The sequence below is a fragment of the Micromonospora sp. DSM 43699 genome, assembly GCF_055517075.1.
In genome coordinates this window covers 18,520-44,594 of the sequence record NZ_JBTMMT010000053.1, presented here as the reverse complement: position 1 = coordinate 44,594, position 26,075 = coordinate 18,520, and the positions used below count along the sequence as shown (strand labels likewise).

Genomic DNA, 26,075 nt, shown 5'->3' with positions numbered 1-26,075 from the left:
GACTCATGACCCCATCCTGGGCCGTCACGACGTCAACAGCAGTATTCAACGCTTCTCGATCCTGAACTCGCCCTGTCCGGCGGACTTGCTACGAGCCGCTGGCCCCAACTCACCCTGACAGACAGGGAAGCGGGCCGCTGCCGTGCTGGTAGTCCTGTTCACGTAGGTGCACGACGTCGCCGGGCGCGACGGCGACTACAGGTGTCATCGGCCTCGGGGTCACAGTCCGCTCGTCCAACTCGTCCGGCCGGGACACGGGCGGGATCTGCGGCCTCCGCAGTCGGGGCAGTTCAGTGCCGACCCGCACCGTCGGCACCATCGGGACTTGACCTTGAACAGGAACAGTCCGGCGGCGAAGCCGAGCATCGCGACCACCAGCAGGACGAGGGATGAAACCACCGCGTTGCCTCCCTGACTCGGCCTCTCGGTGGGGATGCAGCCCGCTTCGGGTGACGGGCTGCGTCCCCGCCGAGAGGCGTCCGAGGCCGGACGGATGGTGGGCCCCTGGGGGCGCGAGCCCACCGCCGTACCGCGCGGCTTGATGAGCCGCGCCGGCCTGACATGCTCATGCCCATAGTGCCTATGCACTAGTGAGAATGCAAGGATTGCATTCGCATGTACGTCACTTGCCTGGCCTGCCTAGAGGTTGCATCCGCACGGCGGGCACACTCTGACTACGACAGGAGCGAAGGGACATGGAGTTGTCAGCTCGACGGCAACCGCCCACCGTGCGCCTCCGGCGGCTCGCGGCGGAAATGCGCGGACTGCGTTCCGCGGCCGGCCTCACCCGCGACGAGGTCAGCGAGCAGACCGGCATCAATCCCGCAACGCTCTACCGCATCGAGACGGCCAAGGTCCGCCCGCAGCGGCGCACCCTGATGGCGATGCTGGACAAGTACGGCGTCACCGACGAGGACAAGCGCAGCGAGCTGATCGCCCTGTCCCGCCAGGCCGCGCAGCTGGGCTGGCTCCAGGCGTACGAGTCGGAACTGCCGGAGCTCTACACCACGTACATCAGCTTCGAAGCCGAAGCCCGCTCGGTCCGCAACTATGAGTCGCTCTTCGTCCCGGGCCTCCTGCAGAGCGACAACTACGCCCGCGCCGTCATCCGGGGCGTGTTGCCACTGGCAACCGACGCGGACGTGCATGCCCGGGTGGAGGCACGCATGCAGCGGCAGGAGTCGCTCCGCAAGACGGAGCCGCTACGTCTCTGGGCGATCCTCGACGAAGCCGTCCTGCACCGGCTGACCGGCGGACCAACCGTCATGGCCGAACAGCTCGACGCCCTGGTGAGTGCGGCGGGCCAACCTCACGTCACCCTTCAAGTCATCCCGTTCACCTCGGGCGCGCACGCCGGCATGCCCGGCTCGTTCGTCGTCATGGACTTCCCCGACCCAGCCGACCCCGCCCTGGTGTACGTCGACAGCATGGCCGGCGACCTGTTCCTCGAACGGGAAGCAGACGTCCGCCGCTACACCAGCACGTTCGAACACCTTCGCGCCACCGCACTCGACCCGACCAGCTCGATCAAGCTGATCCAGGAACACGCTGCCGCGATCAGTCAGGAAGGAGGTACGGGATGACCTCAGTTGACCTGTCCCGCGCCCAGTGGAAAAAGAGCACCCGGTCCAGCGGGAACGGCCAATGCGTCGAGGTCGCCGACCTCGCCGACGAGGTGGCTCTCCGGGACGGCAAGGACCCAACCGGCCCGGCTCTCCTGTTCCGCCGGGAGGATTGGACGAGCTTCTTGGTCGGCGCCAAGAACGGCCACTTCACCCACCAGTAGGCGAACGCATCCGTCGGACGAGCCCAGTCGACCATCGGCGAACATGGACGCGCTTCTGCGCATGGCTGCTACTTGTGCCACCAGTTGGGGCGTCCGCGCATTCCGTGGTGCCAGGTGTCGGCCTGAAGCCGGCTGGCGTTGATGGCCTGCTGGTCGTGCTCCGACCGATACTCGCGGTGGGGCTGGTACGGGCTCCAGTCGCCGATGAAGGGCCGTAGGTCGTCGGGTTTGGGTTCGATGTCGAAGTCGATGCCGGCGAGGGCTCCGTCGCCGCAGGTGGGATCGAGACGGGCTGCCGCGGCTCGTGCCCAGCCGATCCATCGGGCATGGTTGTCCAAGTCGTCCGGCCTGTCGGGGCCGGCTACTTCGAGGGCGTCGCAGAAGGCACGGATCTCGTTGGCTGCCGTCCAGGAGTCGTAGGCCCGCCGGAACGCCTTCTTGCGTAGGAGTTCGGCGGCCTGGGGACGGGCCTCGTCGAGGGCCGCTTGCCAGCGGCGACGCTCCTCGGCCTCCTTCCGATTCAGCTCGGCGACGTATTCGTCGTGGGCACGCTGAGCAGCCTGCTTGGCTTCCTCGTCAGCGGCGACGCCGGCTTCGACATCGCGGATGATGCGCGGAAGGCGTTTCTCCAGGGTGGTGCGCTTGTCGTCGGTCCAGGTGTCCTTCTTGTCCCAGCCATCGCGGGCGATCTCCATCCGCAGCCGACCGGAGGCCACCCGGTCGGTCTTGGGAAGCACCATCCACCGATTGCGCCGCAGCTGCCGGGCCTCCTGCTCGGTGGGCACGTGGGGGATCTCGTCGTACTCCTCGATCAACCGGACTCTGCGGCGGGTCTTGTCGACCTGGAGGTAGACCGACGGGTTCTTTGTCTTGGTGTTCACCCCGACCCGGTGGCCCCGCCGTCGGGCTTCGGCGGCGAGGCCACGGATCAGGTCCAGCGCCCGGGGGACAGATTCCTTCGTAACCTCCAGTCCGGCCGGGTTCTTCTCCAGCGCGGCGAACACGAGGCCGGGATCGGTGGTGACGCGGCGTGTGTTGAGCCGGATCCGGTTCCAATCCCTGTCGTTCGGGTCGTCGTCGTTGGATAGCTGGATGATCAGGTCTCCGGCGGCGCGGCCGGTGTGCTTGAGGTGGAAACCGGCGGGTACAAGGCCGTGCTGCTTCGCCGCGTGGATGACCCGGCGATACAGGGCACGTTCCTCGGAGTCGGGGCTCTCGACTCGCACGGTTCCGCCCTCGGCCCGCAGGCGTTCCACGAGCAGCCGGGCCTGCTCGACTGTTGCGGTGGTCGGAGGCTGCGGCGAGTCGGCCGATGTGGCGCCGCCACCGGCTGGCGACCGGCTCGAAGCCGACCCACTGCGGTTGGCGGTGATGGCGGTCCGGGTGCGCTGACGGGGTGTCGCCCTGCCAGGCGAGAGCCGGTCGGGGTGGTCGGGGTGGATGCCGTTGTCGAGGTAGAAGCGGCCGGCGTCGGTGATCTGGGCCCGCCACACACCGCCCCGGCGGCTGACGTCAACGAGCCGGCGGGTCTGCAGTGCTCGAGCCGAGTGGCGCTGGTCGAGTCCGTCGGGGCCGCTGAGATCGTCTCCGTCGCCGATCCGCCGCAGCAACAGCAGCTGGTGTTCCTTCAGCGGATCCCATATCTGCACGCCCTCGACCTTCGACTGCCAGGGCCTGATCCGCAAGGATCGACACCCTTGCGCGGGTTTGAGCTGGCCTCCCTTGCCCACGATGGGATACCGGCGCCCTTCGCCGCTACGCCCGGACAGCGGCGAAACAGATAGACGCGTATCGTCGATACGCGCTTCGTTCGTCGGGCTGCTGCCCCTAGCTTCGAGTGCGACAACGAAATCTCACAGGAGGAGGCAGCATGGCGGCGAGGCTGGCGCAGCTGGTCGGTGATCTCCCCGGGCCGTACATCATGGGTGCGATCCTGTTACCGGTGCTTTTCCTGGGCTGGGTCATCATGAGCGAGCGGCGGACCCGTCACCTCACGCAGCTGATCCGCGCGGTGCGGGGATCGGTGCGCCCGGGAGGTAGCTCCCGTGGCAGCAACCGAGAGGGGCGCTGACCATGTCCACGGTAGAGCAGCTGATGACAAAGGAGGAAGTGGCTCACGCCGCAGCCGTCACCACCCAGGCGGTGAGCAACTGGGCGCGTAGGCATCCCAAGAATTTTCCTCAGCTTGTTCGGCGCGAATCCCAGGATGGTTACCTGACGTCGGCGGTGGCGGCGTGGCTCGATGGCCGCCAGATTCCGCGTCCGGCGTTGCTGCCGGGCGAGCGTCAGGGAACGACCTACGGGGAACGGTTCCGCTCTGCGGTCGGGTATCCGGTACCACCAGCTACCGTTGATCCGATGCCTGAACCGGCGGCGGAGTTACTCGACGAGCGGTTGTGGTCGCCCCTGGAGCGGCTGCTACGCAAGAGCGAGGTACCGGCAGTCTTCGAGGCCATCGTCCTGTCCCTCCTGTGCCTACGAGATGCCACCCCTGTCGACTGGGCGGCGATATCGAGATCCTCCATCGACACGATTCATGGGGTTGTCACGCAGGCGTGGCAGCGGCAGGCGGCACCCCTTTCGACTGCCACAACAGTCCTTCGAGAGGCTCCAGCAACCGTCTACGGACGGCATCAGCTCCTCAACACCGTTCGCATCCTCTCCGACGTCCAGACACCCGGCGACAAGGTGTTCGAGTACCTGCTCGACCAGTTCGCCAGGTTCCGCCACAGCAGCCCAGACGAATACCTGGTTCCGGCTGGGCTGGCGAGCCTGATGGTGCGGATGGTCGATCCCGCACCCGGGAGCCGCGTGCACGACCCTTGCTGCGGCTTGGGAAACCTGCTGGTGGCGGCGGGGAAACACATGACGCGCATAACCGGATCGGGTTCGCCGGCGGCACTGACCGGACGGGCTGCGACGGCCAGGACCTGGAGCCTCGCCACGATGAATGCCGCAATCCACGGCGTACGGATCGACCTCGGAGATGGGCCGCCGTCGGACCCTGGGGAGATCGACGCCGAACCGGGCCGGTTCGACGTCGTGCTGCTCAACCCGCCGTTCGGCATGAGGAACTGGAGCCTTCCCACGGCCCGATCGGCACGCCCGTGGCCGTACGGCGAGCCTTCTCCGCACAACGTCACCATGGCCTGGTTGCAGGCGGCGGTCGAGGCGCTCGCGCCCGGCGGCCGGGCTGCCGTGATCATGCCTTACAACGCCACGTTCGCGCTCACCGTCCGGGAGCGGGAGATCAGGGGGGCGATGGTCGAGCGTGGAGCCGTTCGCTGTGTTGTCGCGCTGCCCAGTCACCTGTTCCGCGAGACCACGGTCCCGGTAACAGTGTGGATCTTGGCTCATCCTGGCGATACTGCAGGCGAGAAGGTTCTCTTCGTCGATGCGCGGGGAGCGACTCGCAAGATCGGCCCTACCCACCGAGTGTTGACAGATCCTGGCTGCCAAGCAGTCCTCGACGCGTATCGAGGATGGATGAGCGGGACGGCCGTCTTCCCCATTGCGATAGAAGACTTCGCCGCCACCACAGCGACGGTGACGGAGATCCGGGAGCACGACTACGACCTTCAGCCCACCACCTATCTGGATCGGCGTCGGCAAGTAATGCCCGATCCGCAGACGTCTCCGACGCTTCCCGCACTGCGGAACGACCTGGCCCGGCTGGACGCCGACGCCACGACAGCCGATTTGACCCTCGACCGCTGCCTCGAAAGGTTGGTGTCGTGGACACGCTGATCGGCCCCGTCCCGGACGACTGGCAAACGCGGCGTCTTGACGAGTGTTGCGATGTGCAGCCAGGCCCGTCCGGCACCACGTTGAGATCCTCCGCATATGTGATCGGAGGCGTCCCCGTCGTGAAGGCCGGCGACATCGGCCCCGAGGGCCTCAACCCCACCGTCAGCGTGGACGAGGAAACCGCCGAACGCCTTCGGCCACGATACGAGCTCCGCCCCGGCGACATCGTGCTGGTGCGCATCGGCAGAACAACCCAGCACACGATGGTGAGCGACCGAGAGGCGCGCTGGCTGCTCGGCGGCTCCTGCATCCGTATCCGCGCGACCCAAGACATCTCCGCGGACTACCTCGCCTGCTACCTCACTCACCCGGCGGTGCAGGAGTGGCTGGCCGAGTACACCCAGCGCGGAGTCCTGCCGACACTCAACGGGCGCAAGGTCCGGGAGATGCCGCTCGTGCTGCCCCCCTCAGCCGTTCAGCAGGGCATTGCCGAGATCGCCAGGGCCATCGACACAAAGATCCGCGCGCACAAGGACGTCATCCAGGCCACCCGAACGCTGCGCGAACTACTCATTCCGCAGATGCTCACCGGCAACCCTGTGCTGCCGGAAGCAGCCGCCAGTCGAGACGCGTGAGGACTTTGGCAACAAGGAAGTTGCGACGAAGCCAGGCTGGCGGGGGCATCGGCGCGCTTGATCAATGCGCCGATGACTACGTGAGGTTGGGGTGTGTCGAGTCCTTCAGTGGCACCTCGACGTAGGCGTCCACCTCAGCCACACCGTGCAGCCCGTATCGGCCCTGGTCGGGCACGGACGCAACTCCTGCGTCCTGTCGGCGCTCAGCACGGCGTCGGCGGCCGGACTGGCCTCGTACCGACCGCACGCCGGGCAGGAGACATACTGGGACCACCGGATCCACACCCCCTGTTGGTGCGTCCTGCTCATCAAGGGTCATGATGCCGGACGTATCGCATCTCAACTGGTACGGACAGACGGCCGCTTATCTTCGAGCAGCCAACCAGCGTCTCACATTATGAGAGACCGGGAGATTCCCTCAAGATCTTTTGGTCTGGATGGGGCGGGACTGGAGCGGACTGTTGCACACCGTGGGTGGACGCAGGTGGACAGAGGCGAATGTTCATCGCTCCGGCCAGCGCTTCGGGCCGGCCGATCCCACTTGACCGGCGTGTTCCGCTGATGCGCAATAGAGGCACGTCCTCGTGCGGCTTGAACTGGCCACCGGGCCGATCAGCGTACGGGCGGGCGCTCCCGGGTGGAGCGCTGGCTGTCGTCGCGGTCCTCGACCGGTCGTCGGCGTACGAGCTACCTGACGGGAGGTCCCCGATGAAGGATCTGGTTCCGGCGAGCTGAGCCGGCCCATCGTGCTGGACGCGTTGATGCGTGCCGCCCGGTAGCCCCGATCCCGCCCTTCGCCTGGGCTGAGGACCGGGTGGTGCGCTGGATCGTTCTCTCGCCGTTGTCAAGCAACTGTCACCCAGGGTCGTGGTTCCCGGCCGTGGCGATGGGTGCTGTCCGCTTCTGCCCTGGCCGCCTGGCTCCGCCCGGGGATGGCCGTGTTCCTTGACAACTACACAGAAACCAGTCCCCGCTACCCCCTGTGCCGTCTCGCTCGCCGGGTGAGAGAGGGCCGTGCCCGGGTCCTGCCCGGGCCCGAGGGGCGGCGGCGACACCACCGGAATGATCTCGACCCTGCGGACCGTCGACCCGGCGGTCCACGCTCACTACCCCTTCCACAAGGAGTCCCCTTGCTTCTCGCCCACCTCTCCGACCGCCGGCACCGCCTGTCGACTCGACGTCGCGGGCCGGTGCTGACAGAACCCGTCTTGATCCCCGTTCGGGGGTCAGGGTTGGCGTCCGTGTTGACGTCAGTGTTGAACCTGACCCCCGAACGGACCCCCGTCCCCCACTCACAGTGCAGGTCGCTCCGGCTGTCACCGGCTGCGGCCTGTCCTCCGACAGACCCTCCACGTCTCCGGTCTCTCCCCCGGGGTGCGTTATCCGCATCCGCTGGAATGGGGGTGACCGCCGCTGATGGTTGATCCTGTGCTGCGAGTCCAGGCCCAGCTGACCGAACGGGACCGGGTCCTGCTGGGCTGGCTGTACGACCACGGCGTGCTGACCTCGTTCCAGATCGCCCATGCCCTGTTCCCGTCGCTGGACTTCTGCCAACGGCGGCTGCGCAAGCTGCACCAGTTACGGCTGGTGGACCGGTTCCGGCCGCAGCGGCCCGACGGCGGCTCCTACCCCTACCACTACCTGCTCGACCAGCTCGGCGCCGACGTCGTCGCCGCAGACCGCGACGAGCGCCCACCCCGCCGCGACCACGCCCGCATTCAGCGGCGGCGGTGGACCTCCACCCGGACACTGACCCACCGGCTCGGGGTGAACCAGTTCTTCACCGACCTGGCCGGCTACGCCCGCACCCGCCCCGACACGGACCTGGTCCGCTGGCTACCCGAGGCCGCGTGCGCCCGCCCCGGCGCGTTCACCCGACCCGACGACCCCGCCCTGGTCCGCGCCTACCAGCCCCGGGTCCGACCCGACGGCTACGCCCTGTGGGCCGAACACGGCCGCCTGGTGCCGGTGTTCGTCGAGTACGACACCGGCGGCGAACAGCTCGACGTGCTGACCGGCAAGCTCGCCGGCTACCGGGACCTGTTCGGCACCCTCGGCCAGGTCTGGCCCGTGCTGTTCTGGCTGCACTCCACCGCCCGGGAACGCAACCTGCGCCTCCGGCTGGCCGCCGAGCCCACCGGACTCCCCGTCGCGACCGCCGCCCGCGACTACGCCGCCACTGCCGGCCTGAGCCCCGCCGACGCCGTCTGGATCGTCGGCGGGCCGCATCGGCTGCGCCTGGCCGACCTGGCCGATCACACCCTCCACACCGACCACCACCGCGACGCCATCGCCGACTGACGCCCCGCCGGTCTTGTCACGGATCTGTCGACAGCCCGCCGAAAGCGCCTGACAGATTCCAGCGAGATCGAAGTCCCAGCCGCTGACAGACTACCGAGCTACCTTCCCGCCCGACTCGACGGGCTGCAATTTGAACGAAAGGAGCAACGGATGAACGGAATCCTCCGACCCCAGCCGGTTTTCTCGCTTTTCGGAGGAACGTGGCCCACAAGCCGCACCACGAAAACGACGTCCGGAGCTATCCTGACGCACCACATCCCGGTACCGCCACCAACAACGGCGGTGCGAAGACACCCCGCACCCGCAACAGAGAAACCAGTATTCCTATGCGGATCGCGCGGATCGAAACCGTACCCATGTCCCCTACCGAACTCGACAACGCCGCCGAAGCACTCGCCGTCCTACTCAACCACTTCATCGACGACCACCCCGACCTCTTCCCGTAACCCACCCGCCGGTGGCGGCCCGCCCGGCCGCCACCGGCACCACCCTCCACCACGAAGGACACCACCGCATGGCAGCCCCACCCCTCACCCCGCCCAAGCGGCGCGGCCGACGCGCCCACCAACCCACCACAGCCGAACGCCCATCCGGCCCGTGCCGGGTTTGCGTCTACATCCGCCGCTCTACCGACGACGAACACCAACCGTTCTCCCTCGACGCCCAACGCGCAGCCCTGGAGAAATACGTCGCCTCCCAACCCGGCTGGACCATCGTCGCCGAATACGAAGACGACGCCTCCGGCGCCACCACCCACCGACCCGGCCTCCGAAAAGCACTCCACGCCGCAAAAGCCGGCCTCTACGACGTCCTACTCGTCTACCGACTCGACCGATTCAGCCGCAGCGTCGCCGACCTACTCGACCTCATCAACACCCTCGAAGAATCCGGCGTCCGATTCTCCTCCGCCACCGAACCCGTCGACACCGGCGGACCCTTCGGTCGCATGATGCTCCAACTCCTCGCCGTGTTCGCCGAATTCGAACGCAACATCATCATCGACCGGGTGAAAAGTGGCATGACCGCGAAAGCCAGCAAAGGCAAATGGGCCGGCGGCACCCGCCCCTACGGCTACCTCGTCAACCCCGACCACCGCCTCGTCCCCCACCCCGACGAGGCACCCATACTCCGCGACAACTTCCGCCTTTACACCCGCGACCGCGTCGGCACCCGCGCCATCGCCACCGAACTGAACTCCCGCGGGGTTCCGAACCGGACCGGGAAGAAGTGGTCCGGACACACCATCAACCGAATCCTGGACAACCCCGCCTACGTCGGGGACATCGCCTACCGCGACGTCTACGTCCCCGACGCCCACGACGCGCTGATCGACCGGGACACCTTCCAGCGCGCTCAGGACATCGCCGCCGTCCGCGGCGACGTCCAAACCCAACGGGCGATGTCCGACTCGGACTACTACCTCACCGGCCTGTTGACATGTCCGCGCTGCGGACAGCGCTACATCGGCACGTCAGCCAACGGACGGACCCGCCGCTACCGCTACTACACCTGCTTCACCCGCACCCGCTACGGCAAACACGCCACCTGCGACGCACCCCGCCTACCCGCCGACGACCTCGACAACGCCATCCTCACCGCGCTGCACGACTTCTACACCACCGCTGAGCCCGTGCTGACCGCCATGATCGAACGTGCTCATGCCCAACGCAACAGCACCACCGACGACCGAGGCGCTGAACTCACCGCCCTCGCCCATCAGATCACGACCACCGAGGCTGCCATCGACCGGTATCACACCGCGTTCGAGAACGGCACCATGGACGACGCCACCGCCGGCCCCCGCATCCGGGAACTCCGCCAACGGCTGGCCCACCTCCATGCCCGGCACGCCGAACTCGCAGCCGGTCTCGCAGCCCAGCCCGCCCCACCGGCACCCGGCACCATCGCCCTGATCCGCGACTACCTCACCACGATCATGGCCAGCGGCAGCGACACCGAACGCAAGGCCGCCATCGAGACCCTCATCGCCGAAGTCCAACTCACCGACCAGGGAGTCGTCCCCGTGTTCAAGATCCCCACCGACACAACGATGCCCCCGCCCGAAACGGACGGGGGCACCTCAGAAGTACCACCGGTTCGCACAATGATGCGGTCGGTGGGCCGCCTGGGACTCGAACCCAGAACCTAAGGATTAAAAGTCCTCAGCTCTGCCATTGAGCTAACGGCCCGCTGCGCCACAGGCTACCCGAATATTACCGACCGCTCGTCTCTGCCGGTCGGGCCCGTCGGCCCCGCAGTCACGATCTCACGCCGCCACGCCAGCGCCCGTTCACGTCACCGCGCACATCCGGCCGCCGCCACCCGATGCCTTTGCACAAAGTGCTCTCGGCGGGGTGCAGCGAACTCACCGCGATCCGGCACTGGTCCGCCGCTGCGGCACCCCGCCCGGAGGTGGCCACCGGTACTACATAAAGTTCGGGTAGACCGGGCGAGCGCAGCCCCCGGCAGGTACGGCCCGGCGGAGTCGGACGGCGTCCGCTCCATAGGCGGCGCCACGGTGCAGACGTCCGCGTCCGGCTGATCCGACCGGTCGACGGCAGCTACTCCAGTGTCACTTGGCCTGTCTGCGCTGGTAGTGGGATCGGCGGGCTCGGGCTTGGGATGTTCGTCGCCAGATCGACCAGTGCAGGATGTGCTCTGGCGGTAGCGCCACGGCGAGGACGAGGGCGTTGAGGAGTCGGCGGATCTCGGCGACGGTCAACGCGATGATCTCCGCGTCGGCGTGGGTTTGCTGCGCGGTGGCGGTGGCTGTTCTCGACACGTCCGGCGGTGCCGGTGTACTGCCGCTGCACCCCGACCGAACACAGGCCCTTCTTCAGGAACCCGGTCTCGTCGCAGGCCAGCACCGCGTCGGGGTGGCCGAACTGTTCGACCAGCCACTCTCGCACGTCCTCGCGGACGGCGTCGGCGTCCCACACCGCTGTGCGTAGCAACGCGGTGGCCGTCTTCATGCCCGCGCCACGCCCAACGCCGAAGCCAGGTGACGTTGAGTACTAGGCATCACCACGCAACCGGCGAGCCAACTCCTCGATCTGCGCGTCGAGCCCGGCCTGGCGGTCGGCTTCGGCGTCGCGACCATGCTCCTCGATCCGTTCCTTCCGGAGCCGGACGGCCTGCTCGTTCTCTTGGATCTGCACGTCGAGATCGCCGATTTCCCGCTCGACGTGGTACTTCAGCGTCCTCTCATGCAACCTGTCGTCGACGATCAGCTGACGGGAGAGCATGCCGTCGTACGTGCTGAACCGGCTCAGCCTCTTGATGATCACGGGCAGCGCGTCCACCAAGACCAGCAGCAGCCGCAGCAACCAGGAGTAGACCAGTACGGAGCGGTTCTCGCTGGTGAGGTGTTCCAGGGCCCGGCTCTGGTCGAGCAGACCCGGCTTTTCCAGCTTCGCCGCCTTCCCCTCCGTCTTCTCCTTGATCGTCGCGGTGACCGCCTCGGCGTAGACCTGCCTGACGGTGCTCAGCTGACCGTCAATCTTGGCGATCTCGGCGCTGGTCGCATCCAGTTCCGCCTGCCGCCGCGACCTCCCGCTGTCGGCGATGTACGTCGCCGTCTCGCTGCGCAACTGCCGGCAGTTCGGCCCCTCGCCCACCTGGCCGCTGAGACCGGTTCCCCGCGTACCGTTGCATTCCCGACGGGCGAGGTCCTCTCGCCGTCTGATCTCGGCGTCGATGACTTTGATCGCCTCCTGGATCTCGACCCGTTCCGCTTCCTTGGCTGACTTGCTTCCCAGCAGGGGCTGGGGTGGCCCAGGAATGTTGAGCGCGAATTCCCGGGTGCAGCCGGCAGGGTCGGCGGGCGGCTCTCCGGAGAGCGTGTTGCACCGCTTCAGGGTGCCCTCATACGTGTCGATCAGGCTGGTGCGTTCCTTGCCGATCTGGGTGTTCACATCCGAGCTGAACATCCACAGCAGCAGCGGTTCCGCGACGACCACACCCATCAGGATCGAGATCGCCAGCCGGGCGAGGAACATACCGGCCCGCATGCCGCTCGTGCCGTGCGTGTCGGCGACAAGCCGACGGTCTAGCGTGAGAATCACGTGGCCCCACAGCATCGCGGCCGGGATCAACGCCGCGACCGGCACGCTGTGCGAGCCGAGCAGTACCAGCATCGACAGTGCCGCCATCAGGCCGGTGTTGAGCAGGACCCCGCCGAGCAGGCTGTACCGGTGCCTTTCCTCAGGAGCCCAGTCGAGGATCGACTCCTCGACACCCGCGATGTGGCGCAGGAAGTACCCGACGCCGCGTCGCGCCGGTTTCCCCGGCCGATACGGACCCCGCTTCAGCACGCCGGTGTCCTCGTCCGTCCGGGGTAGGAAGCGCTTCCCGTCACTCATCTTCTTCGAGTACCCCGCCGCTTCGGTCCTCTCCGCTCTCGATCTCCTCTGGGGACGGGAAACGTCCATCGACCGCCGCCGCCCGCCGGTCGTCGACCTCGGGCTGTGGCATGTGCATGACCTCGGCAAAGAGCGAGCTGCCGCCGAGGTCGGTGGTGTTGAAATGCCCCTGGGCGGTCATCGTCTTGAGCATCTCGAAACGCATGGTGTCGATGCGCTGGGCGTCCTCTCGTTCCATCCGCTCCTGGCGCAGCCGGTCCTCGCGGGCCTCCTTCTCGCGCCTCTGCGCGTCGACCCGCTTCTGCGTCTCGCGCCGGCGCTCCTGCTCCGCCCGGCGCTCGTTGTCCTCCTGCTGCCAGCCCCGTTCCACCTTGCGTTCTTCGAGGCTGGCCGCCCGCAGTGCGAGCTGGGACTCACGTTCCTGTACCGCGTCCCGCACCGCATGCTCCCGGGCGCTGTCGTCGATCGCCTTGAGGCTGGCGGCCAGCCCCTGCGCGTCGAGTTGACCGGCGGCGTACGCGGCCAGCAGCGCCCGTTTGGGATCGCCGTTGATCATCTCGACGTTCTTGTCGAACTCGCTCCGGGCCACCTCCCCGCGGCGTCGGATCAGTTCCAGCTCATGATCCGCTTCCGTCGATGCCTTGCGCAGGCCGTGCGCGTGCCGCCATTCCTCGATCTCCAGTTCCTGCGCGGAGGCCGAGGACGTCTTGCCCAGATCGTGATCGTGGGACCGGCCGTCGAGGTCCAACTCGTGGTCACGCCGGCCGCTCTCCAGCGACTGGCTGTGCGCCGTCGTGCTCATCTCCTTGCGTTGCAGGTACTCGAGTTCGTTCCAGTCCAGCCGATGCGCGAATGTCGACCTGCGCACGTCATCCTCGAAGTCGACGATCGCCTTGGGACTGCTCACTTCGACGTTGGCGAACCGGGCCTGCATGCCGGATACCCTCGCCGGCACATGGGTCAGATACGCTCTGACCTGCGCACTCACCAGTCGACGGACGGTGTTCACCTGGGTCAGTCTGTGGTCGAGCCCCAGCTCGAAGATCCGGTTGTGCGCCTTGAGATGCCCCTGGAGCGCCTCGTACGCGTCCACGCCACCGCTGACCACGGCGACCGGATCGGTCACCGTGCACCGGAACGTCACCAGCACCTCGAAGTACGACGCATCCGCCGACGGGATGCGCAGGGAGGCCACCACAAGAGCGTCACGACGCATGTCCACGATGCTCACGTTCGTGGCATTGAGGAATCGCTCGTCGGTCGGGACGATCCGACCGTCGTCGACGACGAGTTCCCCGCCGATCCGGTACACCAGGGACTGGTGCGCGGAGGGACGCGGCAGATCCTCGGCCCGGTGGCGGCGCCGGCCGAGCCACCGGGTCTTCTCGGCCGGGTTGAGCGTCCGGCGTTCAAGGATGGGGTAGGGGGCGGTCATGCGGTTCCTCCGGGATAGATCTTTCTGGCGATAGCGTCGAGACAGGCGACGAGTACCTCGGCGAGCGGTTCCTTTCGGCCCTTGCGTGCCTGCTCGTCCACCTGCATGAATGCGTCCTTGAACGTGTGCCGCTCCCGTGGCGGTAGGGCGTCGGCCAGGGCGGTGCCGAGATCGCGGGCGCGCGTCGCGGGCTCCGCGCTGATGTCCCGCAGCGCGTGCAGCCCATGCCGCAGCGCGTAGAAGGCCTCCCACCGGAGCGGGCGAAAGACGAGTACACCGGCCCAGATACGGGCGATCACCGGCAGTCGATTCGGATTCGCGTCCAGGTACTCGACGATCGCAGGACGACCGGTGCGGATGCTCCGGGATAGGACGACCGCCATGGCCGCCGTCATGGTGAGATTCCGCAGCCGAGTGAGCTGGTTCGCCGGCACGGGACCTCTGCGGTCCTTCGGCCCGTCACCGGTGCCGAAGTCACTCATCTTCTTGTCCAGCAGGTTGAGCACGGTGGCCGGGTCGCCGTCCTCGTCGTCGCTGAGCGTGGCGAACAGTGCAGCCATCGCCGCGCACCCGGCCGGCCACAGCTCACCGTTCTGCGACATGATCTGCCACAGCCGGTTCACCGCCTCGGACGGGAAGAACACGCCGAGCTCGCCGCCGAACGCGATCACCGCCGTCCGCTGTCGATGCACGTCCCGACTGCGGGACCAGGCCACTGCCATCCGCAGGGCGATGGCCTGCAGGCCCTCCCGGTGGCACATGTACCACAGGGCGTAGGTGGCCGTCACCTGACCGGCCCAGCCTCTCGTACCCGCGGCCCACGGCTCGACATAGCAGCGCAGTACCTCATGCACGCTGGAGCAGGCGAGCCAGGCCAGGCCGCTGGCCACAGTGACGTGACTGTCCTCGTCCTCGGTGATCACCTCAGTGAGCCACTCACGGATCGCGTCCCAGAAGTGGATCGTCTGGGTGCGCCAGAGTTCCGCGAGTACGTGCCGGCGGAAGGCCTCGTTCGTGAAGGTGATGACCTGGACCGTCGCACCCATCCAGGGCGCGGTGCGTATCTCCAGCAGGCCGCCGCCGTGCACCCGGGACTCACGCTCACCGAAGATGTCGGCGTCCTCCTTGCGGATCTCCGCCTTGGCCCGCCCGTCGGTGACCCGGTCCGCCATCACCTCGTGCAACCGCTCCAGCGACGTCTCGTACGTCCGCACGTCGGCGCCTTCGAGGAAGCACAGGGCCGCGACGGCGATGATGTCCCGGTGTCCGGGTCGGCCGGCGAACCATTCCAGGACGCGCCGGCCCACCCTCTCGTCGAGCCTCGCCAGCGCCTCACCGGTGGACAGGTGCTCGTCACGAATCATCCGAGCCACGGCTACCAGGTTCGTCAGTGAGGTGTCGTCGCCGAGCGCGGCGATCACGTCGTGCACCACCGTCTCGACGCCCTCGATGTCGCCCAGCTGCGCCCGCAGCACCTTTTCCGGCGCCGGCACCTCCCAGGCGAGGTGCGGCACCGATCCGGTCGTCACGGCACCGATCACCGAGGTGGTGATGACGAGATGTGCCTCCGATTCGTGGATGCGTTCCTTCACATTCGACCAGGTGAAATCGAGGTCGATCCGCTGCCGTTCCGGTACGTGGTCGAGCATGAGATAGCCGTAACCCGCGCTGTACGTGCGCTCCGCGAGTTCCCTGGGGGACAGGGTCGGTGACAGCACGATGAGCGGACCGTCCGTGACGTGGCGGAGCAGGTTGATCCCGCCCGCGCGCCTTCCGACACCCGACCGACCCTCGATGACCACGACCCGGTTGTGCCGCAGATTCTTGAGCACCCCGTCGAAGCACGGCGGTCTCGCGTAGCGGTCGACGACGGCCTCGGTCTCCTCCGGGTCGAGCCGGCCGGTGACCTTCCGGTGGCCGCCCGCCCGGCGCTCGCTTCCGTCCTGAACACCGAATACGGCACCGTTGGTTGCCACACCGCCGTAGAAGTTGTTGGTGACGGCGGCGATCCGGTCGGTCACGTCGTCGGATCGTCCGTGGCCCGCGGTCCGTTGCGCCCCGCGTGGCATCGCGGTGTCGTCGGCCAGGCTGTCGAGGCCGAGAGCCGATTCCGCCGTCCGCTCCGGCGCGTCGTCGGAGTCGTCCGACGCAGCGGACTCCGAGGCCGGCGAATCGACGACCGGTGCCTCTGCTGGCCGCCCGCCCGGCTGACCCGGTGGGGGCGCCGGGAAGGGGGACTCCGGTGACGACGACCTGTGCGCGGCGGCCGTGGCGGTCGGATCGGGTTGGGCGGCTTCGCCCGGCATCGGCCTACTCACCCCGGTGCACCGCCACGCCGAACACCGCATGATCGGCGTTGACCTGCTTGTGGAAGTTGTTGGTGACCGTCGACTGCCCCGTCGGCGCGTCGTCGGGGCGTCGCTTCGCCCCCTGCCCCGTTTCTGCGACCGGTGGCCCACCGAGAAGGGCAACGAGCTCGTCCGCCACACGTTCGATGTCCTGCTCGATGCCCCGAAACCGGAGGGTCCGGTACTGGTGCAGCGGCAGGCCACGCAGATCCTCCGGCAGGTCTTCCGGGATCGGCAATTTTGCGTCACCGACCAGGACAGGCACCACCCGAATGCCACGGCGCAACGCCTCGGCGATTTCCCGACGCACGAAGTCGGACGGGTCGTCGATACGGCGCCGACCGTTCTCACCTGTCTGCAACCAGCGGCTTCCGATCACGGCGACGAGGATGCGGCACTCCCGGATCGCTGCCCAGATCCTGCCCGGATAGCGCTCGCCTGGGCTTATCGTTTGGTAGTCACGGAAAACACGCTCACCGATGCGACTTCTGAGCGCCTGGTCGATGAGCAGAGCCGCGAGCGGTTCGTCGGCGGTGCGGTAGTTGACGACAATATCAATCATGGTCACGAAACCTCTCGAACTATCGGATGCAGGACAGGGGAATCACTCGCAACGGTGAGCACAGGATCGCGGCCCATCCGCCGCCTCGGTCAGCAACGGACCGCTCGTCGACGAAGTGTCATTCCTTGCCGGATCGACAGCGTCGCAGTCGCGACCAGTCGTCAGCAAGCGGTTGTCCGGTGGGTACCGGACTGGACGACGGGACGAGAAATCGAGCACTGCGGACGACCTGGACAGCGGTCAATCGGAGGCCCGAGGACCAAAGGACAGGCGTCGGTCAGGTGTGCGGATTTCCCAGCTTGATAGGGCAGGTGACGCTACACCCCCGGGGCCACTCGCTGATTGACACGCATCGTACGCCGGTTGACGGTGGTATCTTCTCGCCGGACGCCGGTCGAAGCTCACGGTGCTGGCGGATCGATCGGAGAGGCCACGCACACCGGAACGCCGGCACTGCTGACCCTGCGGAAGGGTCGCTCGACCCGCTTCGGTGAGGTGCATCTGCGATTTCGCAATCTCCGACAGGGCTGCGCTTACGGATTGAGGTGATCACCGCCAGAACGGGGCCGGCGTGCCGTCGCCGGTCAACTGGTCGAAAGTGTCGGCGACACCAGTGCGGCAGCGCTGAGTCAACCGTGAGGCTCCGTTTTTGCCACCCCCTCGCATCTCCGGCCTCATACGGTACGCATGGATTCGGCCAGACCGGATCCGTGCCACAGGGGTTTCCCGTTGCCCAACGGACGGGGCGGGTGGAAACGCCAGCATCCGCCGCCACAGTTAGCTGATGCTGGGTACGTGCAGGACGGCGTGCAATGTCGGCAACAATTCACGGACGTCGGGCTCGCGGCGCCACCGGGTGAGCAGGTGGCCCAGCCGCGCGAGGTCGGACCGCACGGTGGCGGAGTCGACGTGAACCGCTGGCTCGAGCAGGGCGGTCACCACGGCGCAGGCTCGTTCTGGTTCGGCCGCGTCGGCGTACGCGAGCGCCAGCCGAACACCGAACCGGACCCGGGTGCGGAGCGCATTCGGGGGCACCGAACCAAGCTGCTGTTCGAGAATCCGCACCGCTTCGGCCGGCTGACCGAGGTCGTACAGGCACCAGCCGCGAGCCATCCCCGCCGGGTCGCTCAGCGACGACGTGCCGACCACCGGTGTGCCCGCCGGCACGGGCGCGAGCGCCAGCTCTTCCGCCGCCTGATCGAGAGCCCGTCGGCAGGAATGCTCATCTCCACCGAGCGCGTGACCCTGCGCCTCCCGCTGGGCGGCAAGCCCACGGATGCGGTGGTCGACAGCGGCGGCTCCGGCTCGTCGCGCCAGTGCCACCGTCTGGGACGCGTCGTGGCGGTACAGGGAAACCAGTGCTCGGCGGACGTCCGCGTACGCCACGAACTGGGTGTCACCACCGGCCGCGGCGAGATGCGCTGCCCTGTCCGTCCAGGCCAGCGCGGCGCGGTCGTCACCCGCCTCCTGCAGGCACCAGCCCGCGTACTCGGCGAACCGGGCGGCGAGCACCAGGACGGCCGGCCGTTCGTCGGCGCTCACCGTCGTCGCGAGCCTCCGCAAGGTGTGGGTCTGGGCGAGCGTGGCCGGCAGGACGAGCGTGGGCGACTGCCGCTGGCCGAGCCTGCGCAGTTCGCCGAAGATGGCGCGGAATCCCTCCAGGGTGCCGGCCGACAGGCCCCCGCCAGCCGACGCGTTCCAGTGACTGACCTCGGCCGCGCTCACGTCATCGACCGGAACGACCGTGAGCCGACCCGCACCGCTGCCGTCGAGGGTCAGCGTCCAGTCCTCGGTCACCTGGGCCAGCGGGTGCCGGTGTTTCCCGGTTGGCGTCTGCTCCGTGGAGGGTGTCTCTTCATGCGGGCGGACCGGCCCGCCGAGCCGACGCAGGGCCCCGTGGGCGCGCAGCACCGCGTCGCACTGCCGGGCAAGTTGGTCCGACGGTTCCTTCCTACCGTTTTCGACCTTGCTCAGATGGCTCTTGCTGTAGTGGACACGACGCGCCAGGTCATCGAGCGACAGGCCCGCCTCGTGCCGGAGCCGGCGGAGCTCATCGCCGAACCGCAGCGGGAAATCCATCCATACAGTGTCGACGCCGATCCGTTCCGCGACAACCGCCCGTCGAGCTTTCGCCCGTTATGGAGGGACACTCTGTGAGTGCCGGTTCCGATGCCCCTCGTATGAAGCACCTCGAGTTCCTCCAGGAGGTGATTGCCCGAATGGCCAACACGTCGCTGCTGGTGAAGGGGTGGACGACGACGATGTCGGTCACCCTGCTCGTGGCGTCGGTCGAGCGGCACAGCTGGCCGGTGGCGGCGAGTCTGCTGCTGCAGGTCCTCGTGTTCTGGTGCGTCGACGGCTATTACCTGCGCCAGGAACGATTGTTCCGGCGACTCTACGATGCCGTCCGGCTCGCCGACGAGACGGTGGAGCCGATGGCGATGAGTCCGCTGCGGTTCCGGGCCCAGATCACCTGGGCCGGCGCGGCGCGGTCGGTCACCCTGATGGCGTTCTACGGCACGATGGTGGGAATCGCCCTGGTCTTCGTCGCGATCGCGGCCATCACGGCCTGAGCTCCGCCAGCTCAGCCCGAATCAGCTCGGCGATACGTTCCCGTGCTGACGCCTGCTGCGGAGGGCGGGTCGGCCAGATCCGTCCCATGTGGTCGTCTTTCCACCGCGGTACGACGTGGAGATGCAGGTGGAACACCGACTGCGTCGCGACCTCACCCGCCGAGCTGATGAGATTCATGCCCTGCGGGCGCAGGGCCCGCCTGATCGCCGCACCAACGACCGAGGCCGCCCTCGCCACCGGCGCGACGTCAGCAGCTTCCCCGTCCCAGAAGTCGCGGAGGTGCCGCCGCGGCACCACAAGGGTGTGCCCCACCGCAGCTGGCCGGACCGGCGGAAACGCGATGACCTGCTCGTCCTCGTACACCAATATCACCGGTTCCCGTCCTGCGACGATCGCGCAGAAGACGCAGTCGGAACGCCGGGCGTCATTTTCCATGCTCACATCTTGCCGAGTCCGGTCGCTGGGACGTCGGCCCCACAGCGAAGGCCGCCACCGGTCCGTGCACCTCGGCGACGGCGATCGTCCGGTGGAGCGCGACGATCGGGGATCGGCGTGAGTGTCAGTCACCGTCGGATGGGCGACACCTCGTCTTTTAAATCCACTGTGGACGTACGGTATGTTGCCCGCAGCCGTTGCCAGGCAAGCGCTCCCGCCGCCACCGCCGACGAAGGACCGATACAGATGTACGACGCGATCGTGATCGGTGCCCGCTGCGCGGGCGCGTCCACCGCGCTGCTGCTCGCCCGGCAGGGCCACCGGGTGCTGGTGGTGGACCGCGCCTCGTTCCCCAGCGACGTCATCTCGACGCACTTCCTCTGGCCGCACGGGACGTCCTACCTCAACCGGTGGGGTCTGCTGGACGAGGTCCTGGCGGTCACCCCGGCCCACACCACAGTCGAGGTGGTCAACGACGGCATCCGGCTCAGCGGTTCGGTGCCGCCGGAGCTGCTGCGGGAGTACTTCCGGGACCTGCACGGCGACGACTCGGGAGTGGTGCAGAGCTACGCCTCGGTGCGGCGTCGGGTGCTCGACCAGATCCTGGTCGACGCGGCGGCCGGGGCCGGTGCCGAGGTACGCACCAACGTCACCGTCCGTGAGCTGATCGTCGAGGACGGACAGGTCGTCGGCATCCGTGGGCGCGGCGTCGACGGGGAACCGGTCGAGGAGCGGGCCCGGATCGTGGTCGGCGCGGACGGCCGGAACTCGTTCGTCGCCCGCGCGCTCGACCTGCCGAAGTACGACGAGCGGCCCCGCTGCACGTTCGCCTACTGGAGCTACTGGTCCGGCTTCAACCTCGGCCCGGCCCAGCTGCACCGGCGCGGCCGGCTGGCCTGCGCGGTGGTGCCGACCAACTTCGACCAGAACATGGTCCTGGTCTGGGGGCCGAGTGAGTGGTCCCGGGAGTTCCGCGCCGACGTGCCGGGCAACTACCAGAAGGCGCTGGACTTCGTCAGCCCCGAGCTGGGCGAGGTGGTCCGGCTCAAGGGGACCCGGCAGGAACGCATCTACGGCACCCTGGACCAGTCGGCCTTCCTCCGGCCGTTGCACGGCCCCGGCTGGGTGCTCGTCGGGGACGCCGAGTCGGCCAAGGACCAGTGCACGGCGATCGGCATGACCCACGCCTTCCGCGACGCCGAACTGGTCAGCGCCGCCCTCGACGGATGGCTGCGCGGTACCGCGTCCATCGACGAGGCGATGACCGGGTACGAGAGCCGCCGCCGGAGCCAGAACGCCGCCGCCTACCACGACTACGTCTGCACGCTGGCCGAGATGCGCCCGTACCGGCACGACGAGTTGCAGCTCTTCGTCGCGTTGCGCGGCAACCAGCAGGAGACCGACAGGTTCATCGCCACCCACGCCGACGTCGCCCCGGTGTCGGAGTTCTTCCAGGCGTCCAACCTCTTCCTGCTCAACGACGCCGCGAAGGAGTCATCCGCCGACCACCCGGTCTTCGCCGACTTCGCCGAGACGTCCCGCATGTACCAGCAGAACCTGTTCGCCTGAACACGCACCAGGGAGACGACACCGTGACCATCGAGCTGGACCAGCGTGAAGACGGCGAACTGATCGGGATCATCCTCCAGGCGGCCGGGCGGGGGGATTTCGAGACCATGGCGCGTACCGCGTCGGAGGTCTCCGAGATGACCCGCAACTGGGCCACCCACATCCCCTGGGACGACCTCGCCGCCCTCGACGGGGCCGACGGGGAGCTGGCCCGGGTCGTCGAGGACCTGACCGAGATGTGGGAGCCGGCCCACCTGCGCAACCCCGTCGACCCCGACGAGGAGTACGCGCTGGACAAGAACGCGTACGACTTCTACCGACCCGCCGGGCGCAACCTGCTGACCCGTACCGAGGACTTCTACGACTGGGTGCAGGCCCGCCGCCGTACCGAGACCTGGCAGTACTCCCGGGTGTTGGAGGCCGCGCCGGACAGCGTCGCCCAGATCACCAACGACCTGGGCCGACGCGCCCGGGGCATCAACTTCAACTCGCAGGACTACCTGTCGTTCAACACCCACCCGGCGATCCGGGAGGCGGCGGCCAGGGCGATGCACGACTACGGGCCGCACAGCGCCGGTTCGCCGATGGTGCTCGGCAACACCCGCATCTCCGACGACCTGGAAGCCGCCCTCGGTGACCTGGTCGGGCTCGACCACGTGACGCTCTTCCCGACCGGCTGGGCCGCCGGCTTCGGCGCGGTCGTCGGCCTGGTCCGGCAGTCCGACCACATCCTGATCGACCGGCTGGCCCACTCCTGCCTCCAGCAGGGTGCGCGGGCGGCCACCCGCAACGTGGTCCGCTACGAACACCTCAACGTCGAGGCGGTACGCCGGCACCTGACCGAGATCCGGGCCACCGACAGCCGCAACGGCATCCTGGTGGTCACCGACGGGCTCTTCTCGGTGGACGCCGACTGGCCGGACCTGGTCACCCTGCAACGTGTCTGCCGGGAACACGACGCCACGCTGCTTGTCGACGTGGCGCACGACCTGGGCTCGATGGGACCGGGTGGCACGGGCGTGCTGGGGATGCAGGGCCTGCTCGGCGAGGTCGACATCGTGATGGGCGCCTTCTCCAAGACGTTCTGCTCCAACGGCGGCTTCGTCGCGTCCCGCTCGCCGGCCCTGAAGCAGTACGTCAAGATGTTCGGCGGCTCGCACTTCTTCTCCAACGCGCTGTCCCCGGTGCAGACCGCCGTGGTGCGCGAGGCGGCCAGGATCATCCGCTCGCCCGAGGGGGACGTGCTGCGCGACCGGCTCTTCACCGCGATCCACGCCCTGCGCGACGAGCTGACCGGCCGGGGCCTGACCTGCATGGGTGAGCCGTCGCCGATCGTGCCGCTGCTGATCGGCAACGAGAAACTGGCCCGTACGGCGAACCGGCTGCTCTTCGACCGGGGGGTACTGGCGTTCATGGTCGAGTTCCCGGTGACCCCGACCGGCTCGTCCCGGTTCCGGCTCCAGGTGCAGGCCGGGCACCGGCCCGAGGAGGCCCGCGAGGCGGCCCGGATCATCGAGGGCGCGCTCGCCGACTCCCGCGCCTACCTGTCCAGCGCGTTCGGCAGCGCGCCCCGCTGACCGGTGCACTGCCGAGCCGCGCCCGGTCCACTATGGCGTAGTGTGTCGGTCCGGTAGCCGTGCGGAGGTGAGGAGCGTGCCACCACGCAGACCGAAACGAGCGAAGGGCCAGCGGAGGCCGGCCGTACCCCAGCAGCAGCCGACGGTCCCGCAACCGGAGCCCCGTTCGCAGCCGGCGGCTCCCCAGCCACAGCCGCCGGCCACGCCGCAGCAGCCGGTGGACGAGCAGTCGGATACTGCGGCTGACCGGTCCTCACGGCGAAAGCTGCTGCTGGCGGCGGGTGGCGCGGCGGCCAGCGCGGTGATCGGCACGGTGATCGGCGCGGTCGCCAACCGGATCACCTCGTCGGAGCAGGCGGTACGCGACGACCGCGCGGTCGAGCAGGCCAAACGGACGGAGGCTCAGCGGAAGCCGCCGATCGCGGTCAACGCCTACTACTACAACCGCTCCGACGAGCCGGCGGCCTGGATCCTGCCGGCGCCGCTGACCGGCGACCAGCGGCGGGGACTCCTCACCCGACGGCATCAGTTCATCGACGAAGAGGTCACACGCGCCTTTCCGGACGCCGTGTACGGGGCGGTGGACGTCCCCGATAGCCGTCTCACCCGGGTGCTCACCCGGATCCGGATCTCCACGGTCGGCCAGTGGACCGGCCCGGTGTTCGTCAGGCAGATCCGCGCCCGGGTACTCAAGCGCTCCGCGCCGATGTCCGGCACTCTCCTCTTCCGGGGAAGCCAGGGTGACGGAGAACCACTGGAGATCGGTTTCAACCTGGACGAGCCGGACAGCATCGCTCGGGTGATCAACCCGAAGAACGACACACTCGGCGCGGCCTACGTGGACCGTCATACGCTGACCCTCTCACCGGGTGAACCGTTGACCATCGACGTCCAGGCGTACACCGACCGGTCGTACTGCGAGTGGGTCGTCGAACTGGAACTCGATCTCCAGGGCGAGAACCGCGTACAGGTGGTCGACGACCACGGCCGGCCGTTCCGCAGCACCGGCCTGGCCCCCAGCTACCAGGACCGCTACTTCGTGCACTTCACCAACGGCTGGACGGCTGACGGTGCCGGGCCACCCGTCTGGCGACTGTGAACACCGGCCGGCGGCAGACCGCCCTGCTCGTCGTCGTCCTGGTCCTGCCCGCACTGCTGGCCTTCGGCATGGTCCGGCTGCTCGGCACGCGGGACGGCGGGAAAGACCGGGCGGAGCCGCCCCCGCCGGTGAGCCCGTCCGGCGCGGTCGACTCCGGGCCCGCCATCGACCTGGCCGCCCGGATCACCGGCACCGCGTACAGCACCGAGCTGACCTTCGAGATCAACCGGGACCGGGCCGAGGCGGGGCCACCGCCGCAGGTCGGAGACTGCCGCCAGTTCGCGGAGTGGGCTCAGCGCAACGGCGGTTTCCCGGTGGGCGGCGAGCCGGTCCAGACCCTGTCGGTGCACGCGCGGCGCAGTCTCGACGTGAACTGGGTATCGGTGACGGCGGTACCGGTCGCCGAGGTCGAACTCACCAAGGAGGACGGCCCCTGGGTGGAGCTGGCCTGCCGCGACGATGCCCCGTCCCCGTCCGTCACCCGAGGCGAGGAGGAGGGGAACATCGACCGGCCGCACGTCCTCACCGCCGGGCAGACGATCGAACTGCCCGTCCCGCTGCAGGCCCCCGACGACACCGGTGAGGCGTTTCCGCGCGGCGTGGTCGACTACCAGCTCGACGTGCGGATCGAGATCGACGGGGTGGTACAGGAACACGTGCTGCGCAACGGCTCCGTCCCCTTCCGGTGTTGTGGACGCATCACCTACATGGGCTTCCAGGCGGCCCGGTACGAATGGCGGCTGTCACCCTCCCGCTCGCTGCGGTACTGCCCCGAACTGCGGTACACCCTGGAACCGCCACCGGAGCGGTGCGAGACCACCCGACGCTAGGTGGCCGGGGTCGGGGTGCCGGGCGCCCGCTGCCCCCGGGTGGGCCGGGGGCAGCGGGCGGCGCAGGTGCGGGCTAGGAGAACTTGACCGAGCCCGCCCGGTTGTTCCAGCCGTCGCCGATGTTGCCGAGGTTCGACGACTGATCGATCCACGTCGAGGCGGCGCCCCCGAAGTTCACCTTGTTGAAGAATTTGACGTCGCACTGGTTGTAGGTGTGCACCGAGCTGACCCGGTTGCCCCAGCCGATGCTGTTCAGGTCGTCCCACTGCCATTCATTGTCGTAGCCGGAGGTGCACTCGCGGGACTGGGTCCAGGTGAACGTTCCACCAGCGGTGTCGTAACCGGTGTTGTCGTAGAAAATGGCAATCGTCAGCGCCGCAGCCGAGACACCGCTGAGGCGTCGGGCCTGCTGCTGGTCGCTGGCACAGGTGATCCGGCCGGTGTCCAGGTTGGCTATGCAGTGCCGGTTGGAGGATTGATCGGCGGCAGCAGCCACCGCAGGGCTCGCGGTGCCCACCACAGCGATGCTCAATAGCAGGGCGAGGGTGCTGATCGACTTTTTCACGCATGTCTCCCAGGTGAACAGCGAATGGGCCACGAACGGGACTGGTTACTTTCGTCGATGATCCTGTCACGATGAATCACCACGGGCGCTCTGAGCGAGCAATTAATCGAATGCCGGCGATGAAACTGCCAAGATGAGGGATGAGGGGCCGGCACCGTGCGTAGCGCCCTGTGCTGCGGGCTGGGCGTGCGGGCAGCCGGAGTGTCGGTGTTGACGCAGGTGGAGTGACGTGGTGTGCTCACAACGCTAAT

General features: G+C 68.1%; 21 protein-coding genes, 1 tRNA gene and 1 pseudogene. 12 read left to right on the top strand and 11 right to left on the bottom strand.

The window, feature by feature from the left end; genetic code table 11:
- Positions 1–695 precede the first annotated feature (695 nt).
- Positions 696–1,583 (top strand): helix-turn-helix domain-containing protein, encoded by an 888-nt coding sequence (locus AC0AIB_RS22800; RefSeq protein WP_465097450.1) that lies wholly within the window; start codon positions 696–698, stop codon positions 1,581–1,583.
- Complete coding sequence (locus tag AC0AIB_RS22795; RefSeq protein ID WP_465097449.1) at positions 1,580–1,786, top strand: DUF397 domain-containing protein; 207 nt, start codon at positions 1,580–1,582, stop codon at positions 1,784–1,786. Before AC0AIB_RS22800 ends, AC0AIB_RS22795 begins: the two co-directional genes overlap by 4 nt.
- Positions 1,787–1,854: 68 nt before the next feature.
- Here the strand turns inward: AC0AIB_RS22795 and AC0AIB_RS22790 are convergent, their stop codons facing one another.
- Positions 1,855–3,471, bottom strand: coding sequence for a hypothetical protein (locus AC0AIB_RS22790; RefSeq protein WP_465097448.1), 1,617 nt, complete (start codon positions 3,469–3,471; stop codon positions 1,855–1,857).
- A 185-nt stretch (positions 3,472–3,656) separates the two neighbouring features.
- Between AC0AIB_RS22790 and AC0AIB_RS22785 the strand changes: the two genes are divergently transcribed.
- The 5 genes from AC0AIB_RS22785 to AC0AIB_RS22765 all read left to right on the top strand — a co-directional run bounded on the left by AC0AIB_RS22785 (position 3,657) and on the right by AC0AIB_RS22765 (position 10,618).
- Positions 3,657–3,857 carry a hypothetical protein gene (locus AC0AIB_RS22785; protein ID WP_151454337.1) on the top strand — a complete coding sequence of 67 codons (201 nt, stop codon included), beginning with the start codon at positions 3,657–3,659 and terminating at the stop codon, positions 3,855–3,857.
- 2 nt (positions 3,858–3,859) lie between these two features.
- A complete protein-coding gene (locus tag AC0AIB_RS22780; protein WP_465097447.1) occupies positions 3,860–5,533 on the top strand; it encodes an N-6 DNA methylase in 1,674 nt (557 codons plus the stop codon).
- Complete coding sequence (locus AC0AIB_RS22775; protein WP_465097446.1) at positions 5,521–6,168, top strand: restriction endonuclease subunit S; 648 nt, start codon at positions 5,521–5,523, stop codon at positions 6,166–6,168. Before AC0AIB_RS22780 ends, AC0AIB_RS22775 begins: the two co-directional genes overlap by 13 nt.
- A gap of 1,416 nt (positions 6,169–7,584) precedes the next feature.
- Positions 7,585–8,469 carry a replication-relaxation family protein gene (locus AC0AIB_RS22770; protein WP_465097445.1) on the top strand — a complete coding sequence of 295 codons (885 nt, stop codon included), beginning with the start codon at positions 7,585–7,587 and terminating at the stop codon, positions 8,467–8,469.
- A gap of 514 nt (positions 8,470–8,983) precedes the next feature.
- The gene (locus AC0AIB_RS22765; RefSeq protein WP_465097444.1) at positions 8,984–10,618 is read left to right on the top strand and encodes a recombinase family protein; all 1,635 of its coding nucleotides are present in this window, start codon (positions 8,984–8,986) and stop codon (positions 10,616–10,618) included.
- On the opposite strand, the gene AC0AIB_RS22760 is transcribed toward AC0AIB_RS22765, so the two are convergent.
- The 8 genes and pseudogenes from AC0AIB_RS22760 to AC0AIB_RS22725 all read right to left on the bottom strand — a co-directional run bounded on the left by AC0AIB_RS22760 (position 10,587) and on the right by AC0AIB_RS22725 (position 19,254).
- Positions 10,587–10,658, bottom strand: a tRNA-Lys gene (locus AC0AIB_RS22760). The genes AC0AIB_RS22765 and AC0AIB_RS22760 overlap by 32 nt on opposite strands.
- 383 nt (positions 10,659–11,041) lie before the next feature.
- Positions 11,042–11,251, bottom strand: a complete 210-nt coding sequence (locus AC0AIB_RS22755) for a hypothetical protein (RefSeq protein ID WP_328349120.1) — start codon at positions 11,249–11,251, stop codon at positions 11,042–11,044.
- Positions 11,241–11,423, bottom strand: a pseudogene (locus AC0AIB_RS22750) (transposase); the annotation flags it as partial. The gene AC0AIB_RS22755 and the pseudogene AC0AIB_RS22750, both read right to left, overlap by 11 nt.
- 60 nt (positions 11,424–11,483) lie before the next feature.
- Positions 11,484–12,830, bottom strand: coding sequence for a DUF4407 domain-containing protein (locus tag AC0AIB_RS22745; protein ID WP_328341285.1), 1,347 nt, complete (start codon positions 12,828–12,830; stop codon positions 11,484–11,486).
- Entirely contained in the window at positions 12,823–14,265 is a 1,443-nt protein-coding gene (locus tag AC0AIB_RS22740) for a hypothetical protein (protein ID WP_328341287.1), read from the bottom strand. Before AC0AIB_RS22740 ends, AC0AIB_RS22745 begins: the two co-directional genes overlap by 8 nt.
- Positions 14,262–16,286 (bottom strand): hypothetical protein, encoded by a 2,025-nt coding sequence (locus tag AC0AIB_RS22735; RefSeq protein ID WP_328341289.1) that lies wholly within the window; start codon positions 16,284–16,286, stop codon positions 14,262–14,264. Before AC0AIB_RS22735 ends, AC0AIB_RS22740 begins: the two co-directional genes overlap by 4 nt.
- A gap of 289 nt (positions 16,287–16,575) precedes the next feature.
- Positions 16,576–17,175, bottom strand: coding sequence for a toll/interleukin-1 receptor domain-containing protein (locus AC0AIB_RS22730; protein WP_328348968.1), 600 nt, complete (start codon positions 17,173–17,175; stop codon positions 16,576–16,578).
- 777 nt (positions 17,176–17,952) lie between these two features.
- Positions 17,953–19,254 carry a helix-turn-helix domain-containing protein gene (locus AC0AIB_RS22725; RefSeq protein ID WP_328341291.1) on the bottom strand — a complete coding sequence of 434 codons (1,302 nt, stop codon included), beginning with the start codon at positions 19,252–19,254 and terminating at the stop codon, positions 17,953–17,955.
- Between the two features lie 74 nt (positions 19,255–19,328).
- Here AC0AIB_RS22725 and AC0AIB_RS22720 point away from each other — a divergent pair, with 74 nt between their 5' ends.
- Complete coding sequence (locus AC0AIB_RS22720; RefSeq protein ID WP_465097443.1) at positions 19,329–19,748, top strand: hypothetical protein; 420 nt, start codon at positions 19,329–19,331, stop codon at positions 19,746–19,748.
- Here the strand turns inward: AC0AIB_RS22720 and AC0AIB_RS22715 are convergent.
- Entirely contained in the window at positions 19,738–20,184 is a 447-nt protein-coding gene (locus AC0AIB_RS22715) for an HIT family protein (RefSeq protein WP_328341293.1), read from the bottom strand. The two genes, AC0AIB_RS22720 and AC0AIB_RS22715, sit on opposite strands and share 11 nt — an antisense overlap.
- Before the next feature lie 240 nt (positions 20,185–20,424).
- Here AC0AIB_RS22715 and AC0AIB_RS22710 point away from each other — a divergent pair, with 240 nt between their 5' ends.
- From AC0AIB_RS22710 to AC0AIB_RS22695, 4 genes are all read left to right on the top strand, one after another.
- Entirely contained in the window at positions 20,425–21,753 is a 1,329-nt protein-coding gene (locus tag AC0AIB_RS22710) for an NAD(P)/FAD-dependent oxidoreductase (protein ID WP_465097452.1), read from the top strand.
- A gap of 23 nt (positions 21,754–21,776) precedes the next feature.
- Positions 21,777–23,330, top strand: coding sequence for an aminotransferase class I/II-fold pyridoxal phosphate-dependent enzyme (locus tag AC0AIB_RS22705; protein ID WP_328341295.1), 1,554 nt, complete (start codon positions 21,777–21,779; stop codon positions 23,328–23,330).
- Between the two features lie 217 nt (positions 23,331–23,547).
- Positions 23,548–24,429 carry a hypothetical protein gene (locus tag AC0AIB_RS22700; RefSeq protein WP_465097442.1) on the top strand — a complete coding sequence of 294 codons (882 nt, stop codon included), beginning with the start codon at positions 23,548–23,550 and terminating at the stop codon, positions 24,427–24,429.
- On the top strand, positions 24,426–25,259 hold the full coding sequence (locus AC0AIB_RS22695; protein ID WP_465097441.1) for a hypothetical protein: 834 nt from the start codon (positions 24,426–24,428) through the stop codon (positions 25,257–25,259). Before AC0AIB_RS22700 ends, AC0AIB_RS22695 begins: the two co-directional genes overlap by 4 nt.
- A gap of 73 nt (positions 25,260–25,332) precedes the next feature.
- On the opposite strand, the gene AC0AIB_RS22690 is transcribed toward AC0AIB_RS22695, so the two are convergent.
- The gene (locus tag AC0AIB_RS22690) at positions 25,333–25,824 is read right to left on the bottom strand and encodes a hypothetical protein (RefSeq protein ID WP_465097440.1); all 492 of its coding nucleotides are present in this window, start codon (positions 25,822–25,824) and stop codon (positions 25,333–25,335) included.
- Positions 25,825–26,075 lie beyond the last annotated feature (251 nt).

Bases quoted from the DNA above. Each gene is read 5' to 3' on its own strand.
- AC0AIB_RS22730 (WP_328348968.1), bottom strand. From the start codon at position 17,175: ATGATTGATATTGTCGTCAACTACCGCACCGCCGACGAACCGCTCGCG.
- AC0AIB_RS22795 (WP_465097449.1), top strand. From the start codon at position 1,580: ATGACCTCAGTTGACCTGTCCCGCGCCCAGTGGAAAAAGAGCACCCGG.
- AC0AIB_RS22785 (WP_151454337.1), top strand. From the start codon at position 3,657: ATGGCGGCGAGGCTGGCGCAGCTGGTCGGTGATCTCCCCGGGCCGTAC.
- AC0AIB_RS22800 (WP_465097450.1), top strand. From the start codon at position 696: ATGGAGTTGTCAGCTCGACGGCAACCGCCCACCGTGCGCCTCCGGCGG.
- AC0AIB_RS22765 (WP_465097444.1), top strand. From the start codon at position 8,984: ATGGCAGCCCCACCCCTCACCCCGCCCAAGCGGCGCGGCCGACGCGCC.
- AC0AIB_RS22745 (WP_328341285.1), bottom strand. From the start codon at position 12,830: ATGAGTGACGGGAAGCGCTTCCTACCCCGGACGGACGAGGACACCGGC.
- AC0AIB_RS22740 (WP_328341287.1), bottom strand. From the start codon at position 14,265: ATGACCGCCCCCTACCCCATCCTTGAACGCCGGACGCTCAACCCGGCC.
- AC0AIB_RS22770 (WP_465097445.1), top strand. From the start codon at position 7,585: ATGGTTGATCCTGTGCTGCGAGTCCAGGCCCAGCTGACCGAACGGGAC.
- AC0AIB_RS22715 (WP_328341293.1), bottom strand. From the start codon at position 20,184: ATGGAAAATGACGCCCGGCGTTCCGACTGCGTCTTCTGCGCGATCGTC.
- AC0AIB_RS22725 (WP_328341291.1), bottom strand. From the start codon at position 19,254: ATGGATTTCCCGCTGCGGTTCGGCGATGAGCTCCGCCGGCTCCGGCAC.
- AC0AIB_RS22780 (WP_465097447.1), top strand. From the start codon at position 3,860: ATGTCCACGGTAGAGCAGCTGATGACAAAGGAGGAAGTGGCTCACGCC.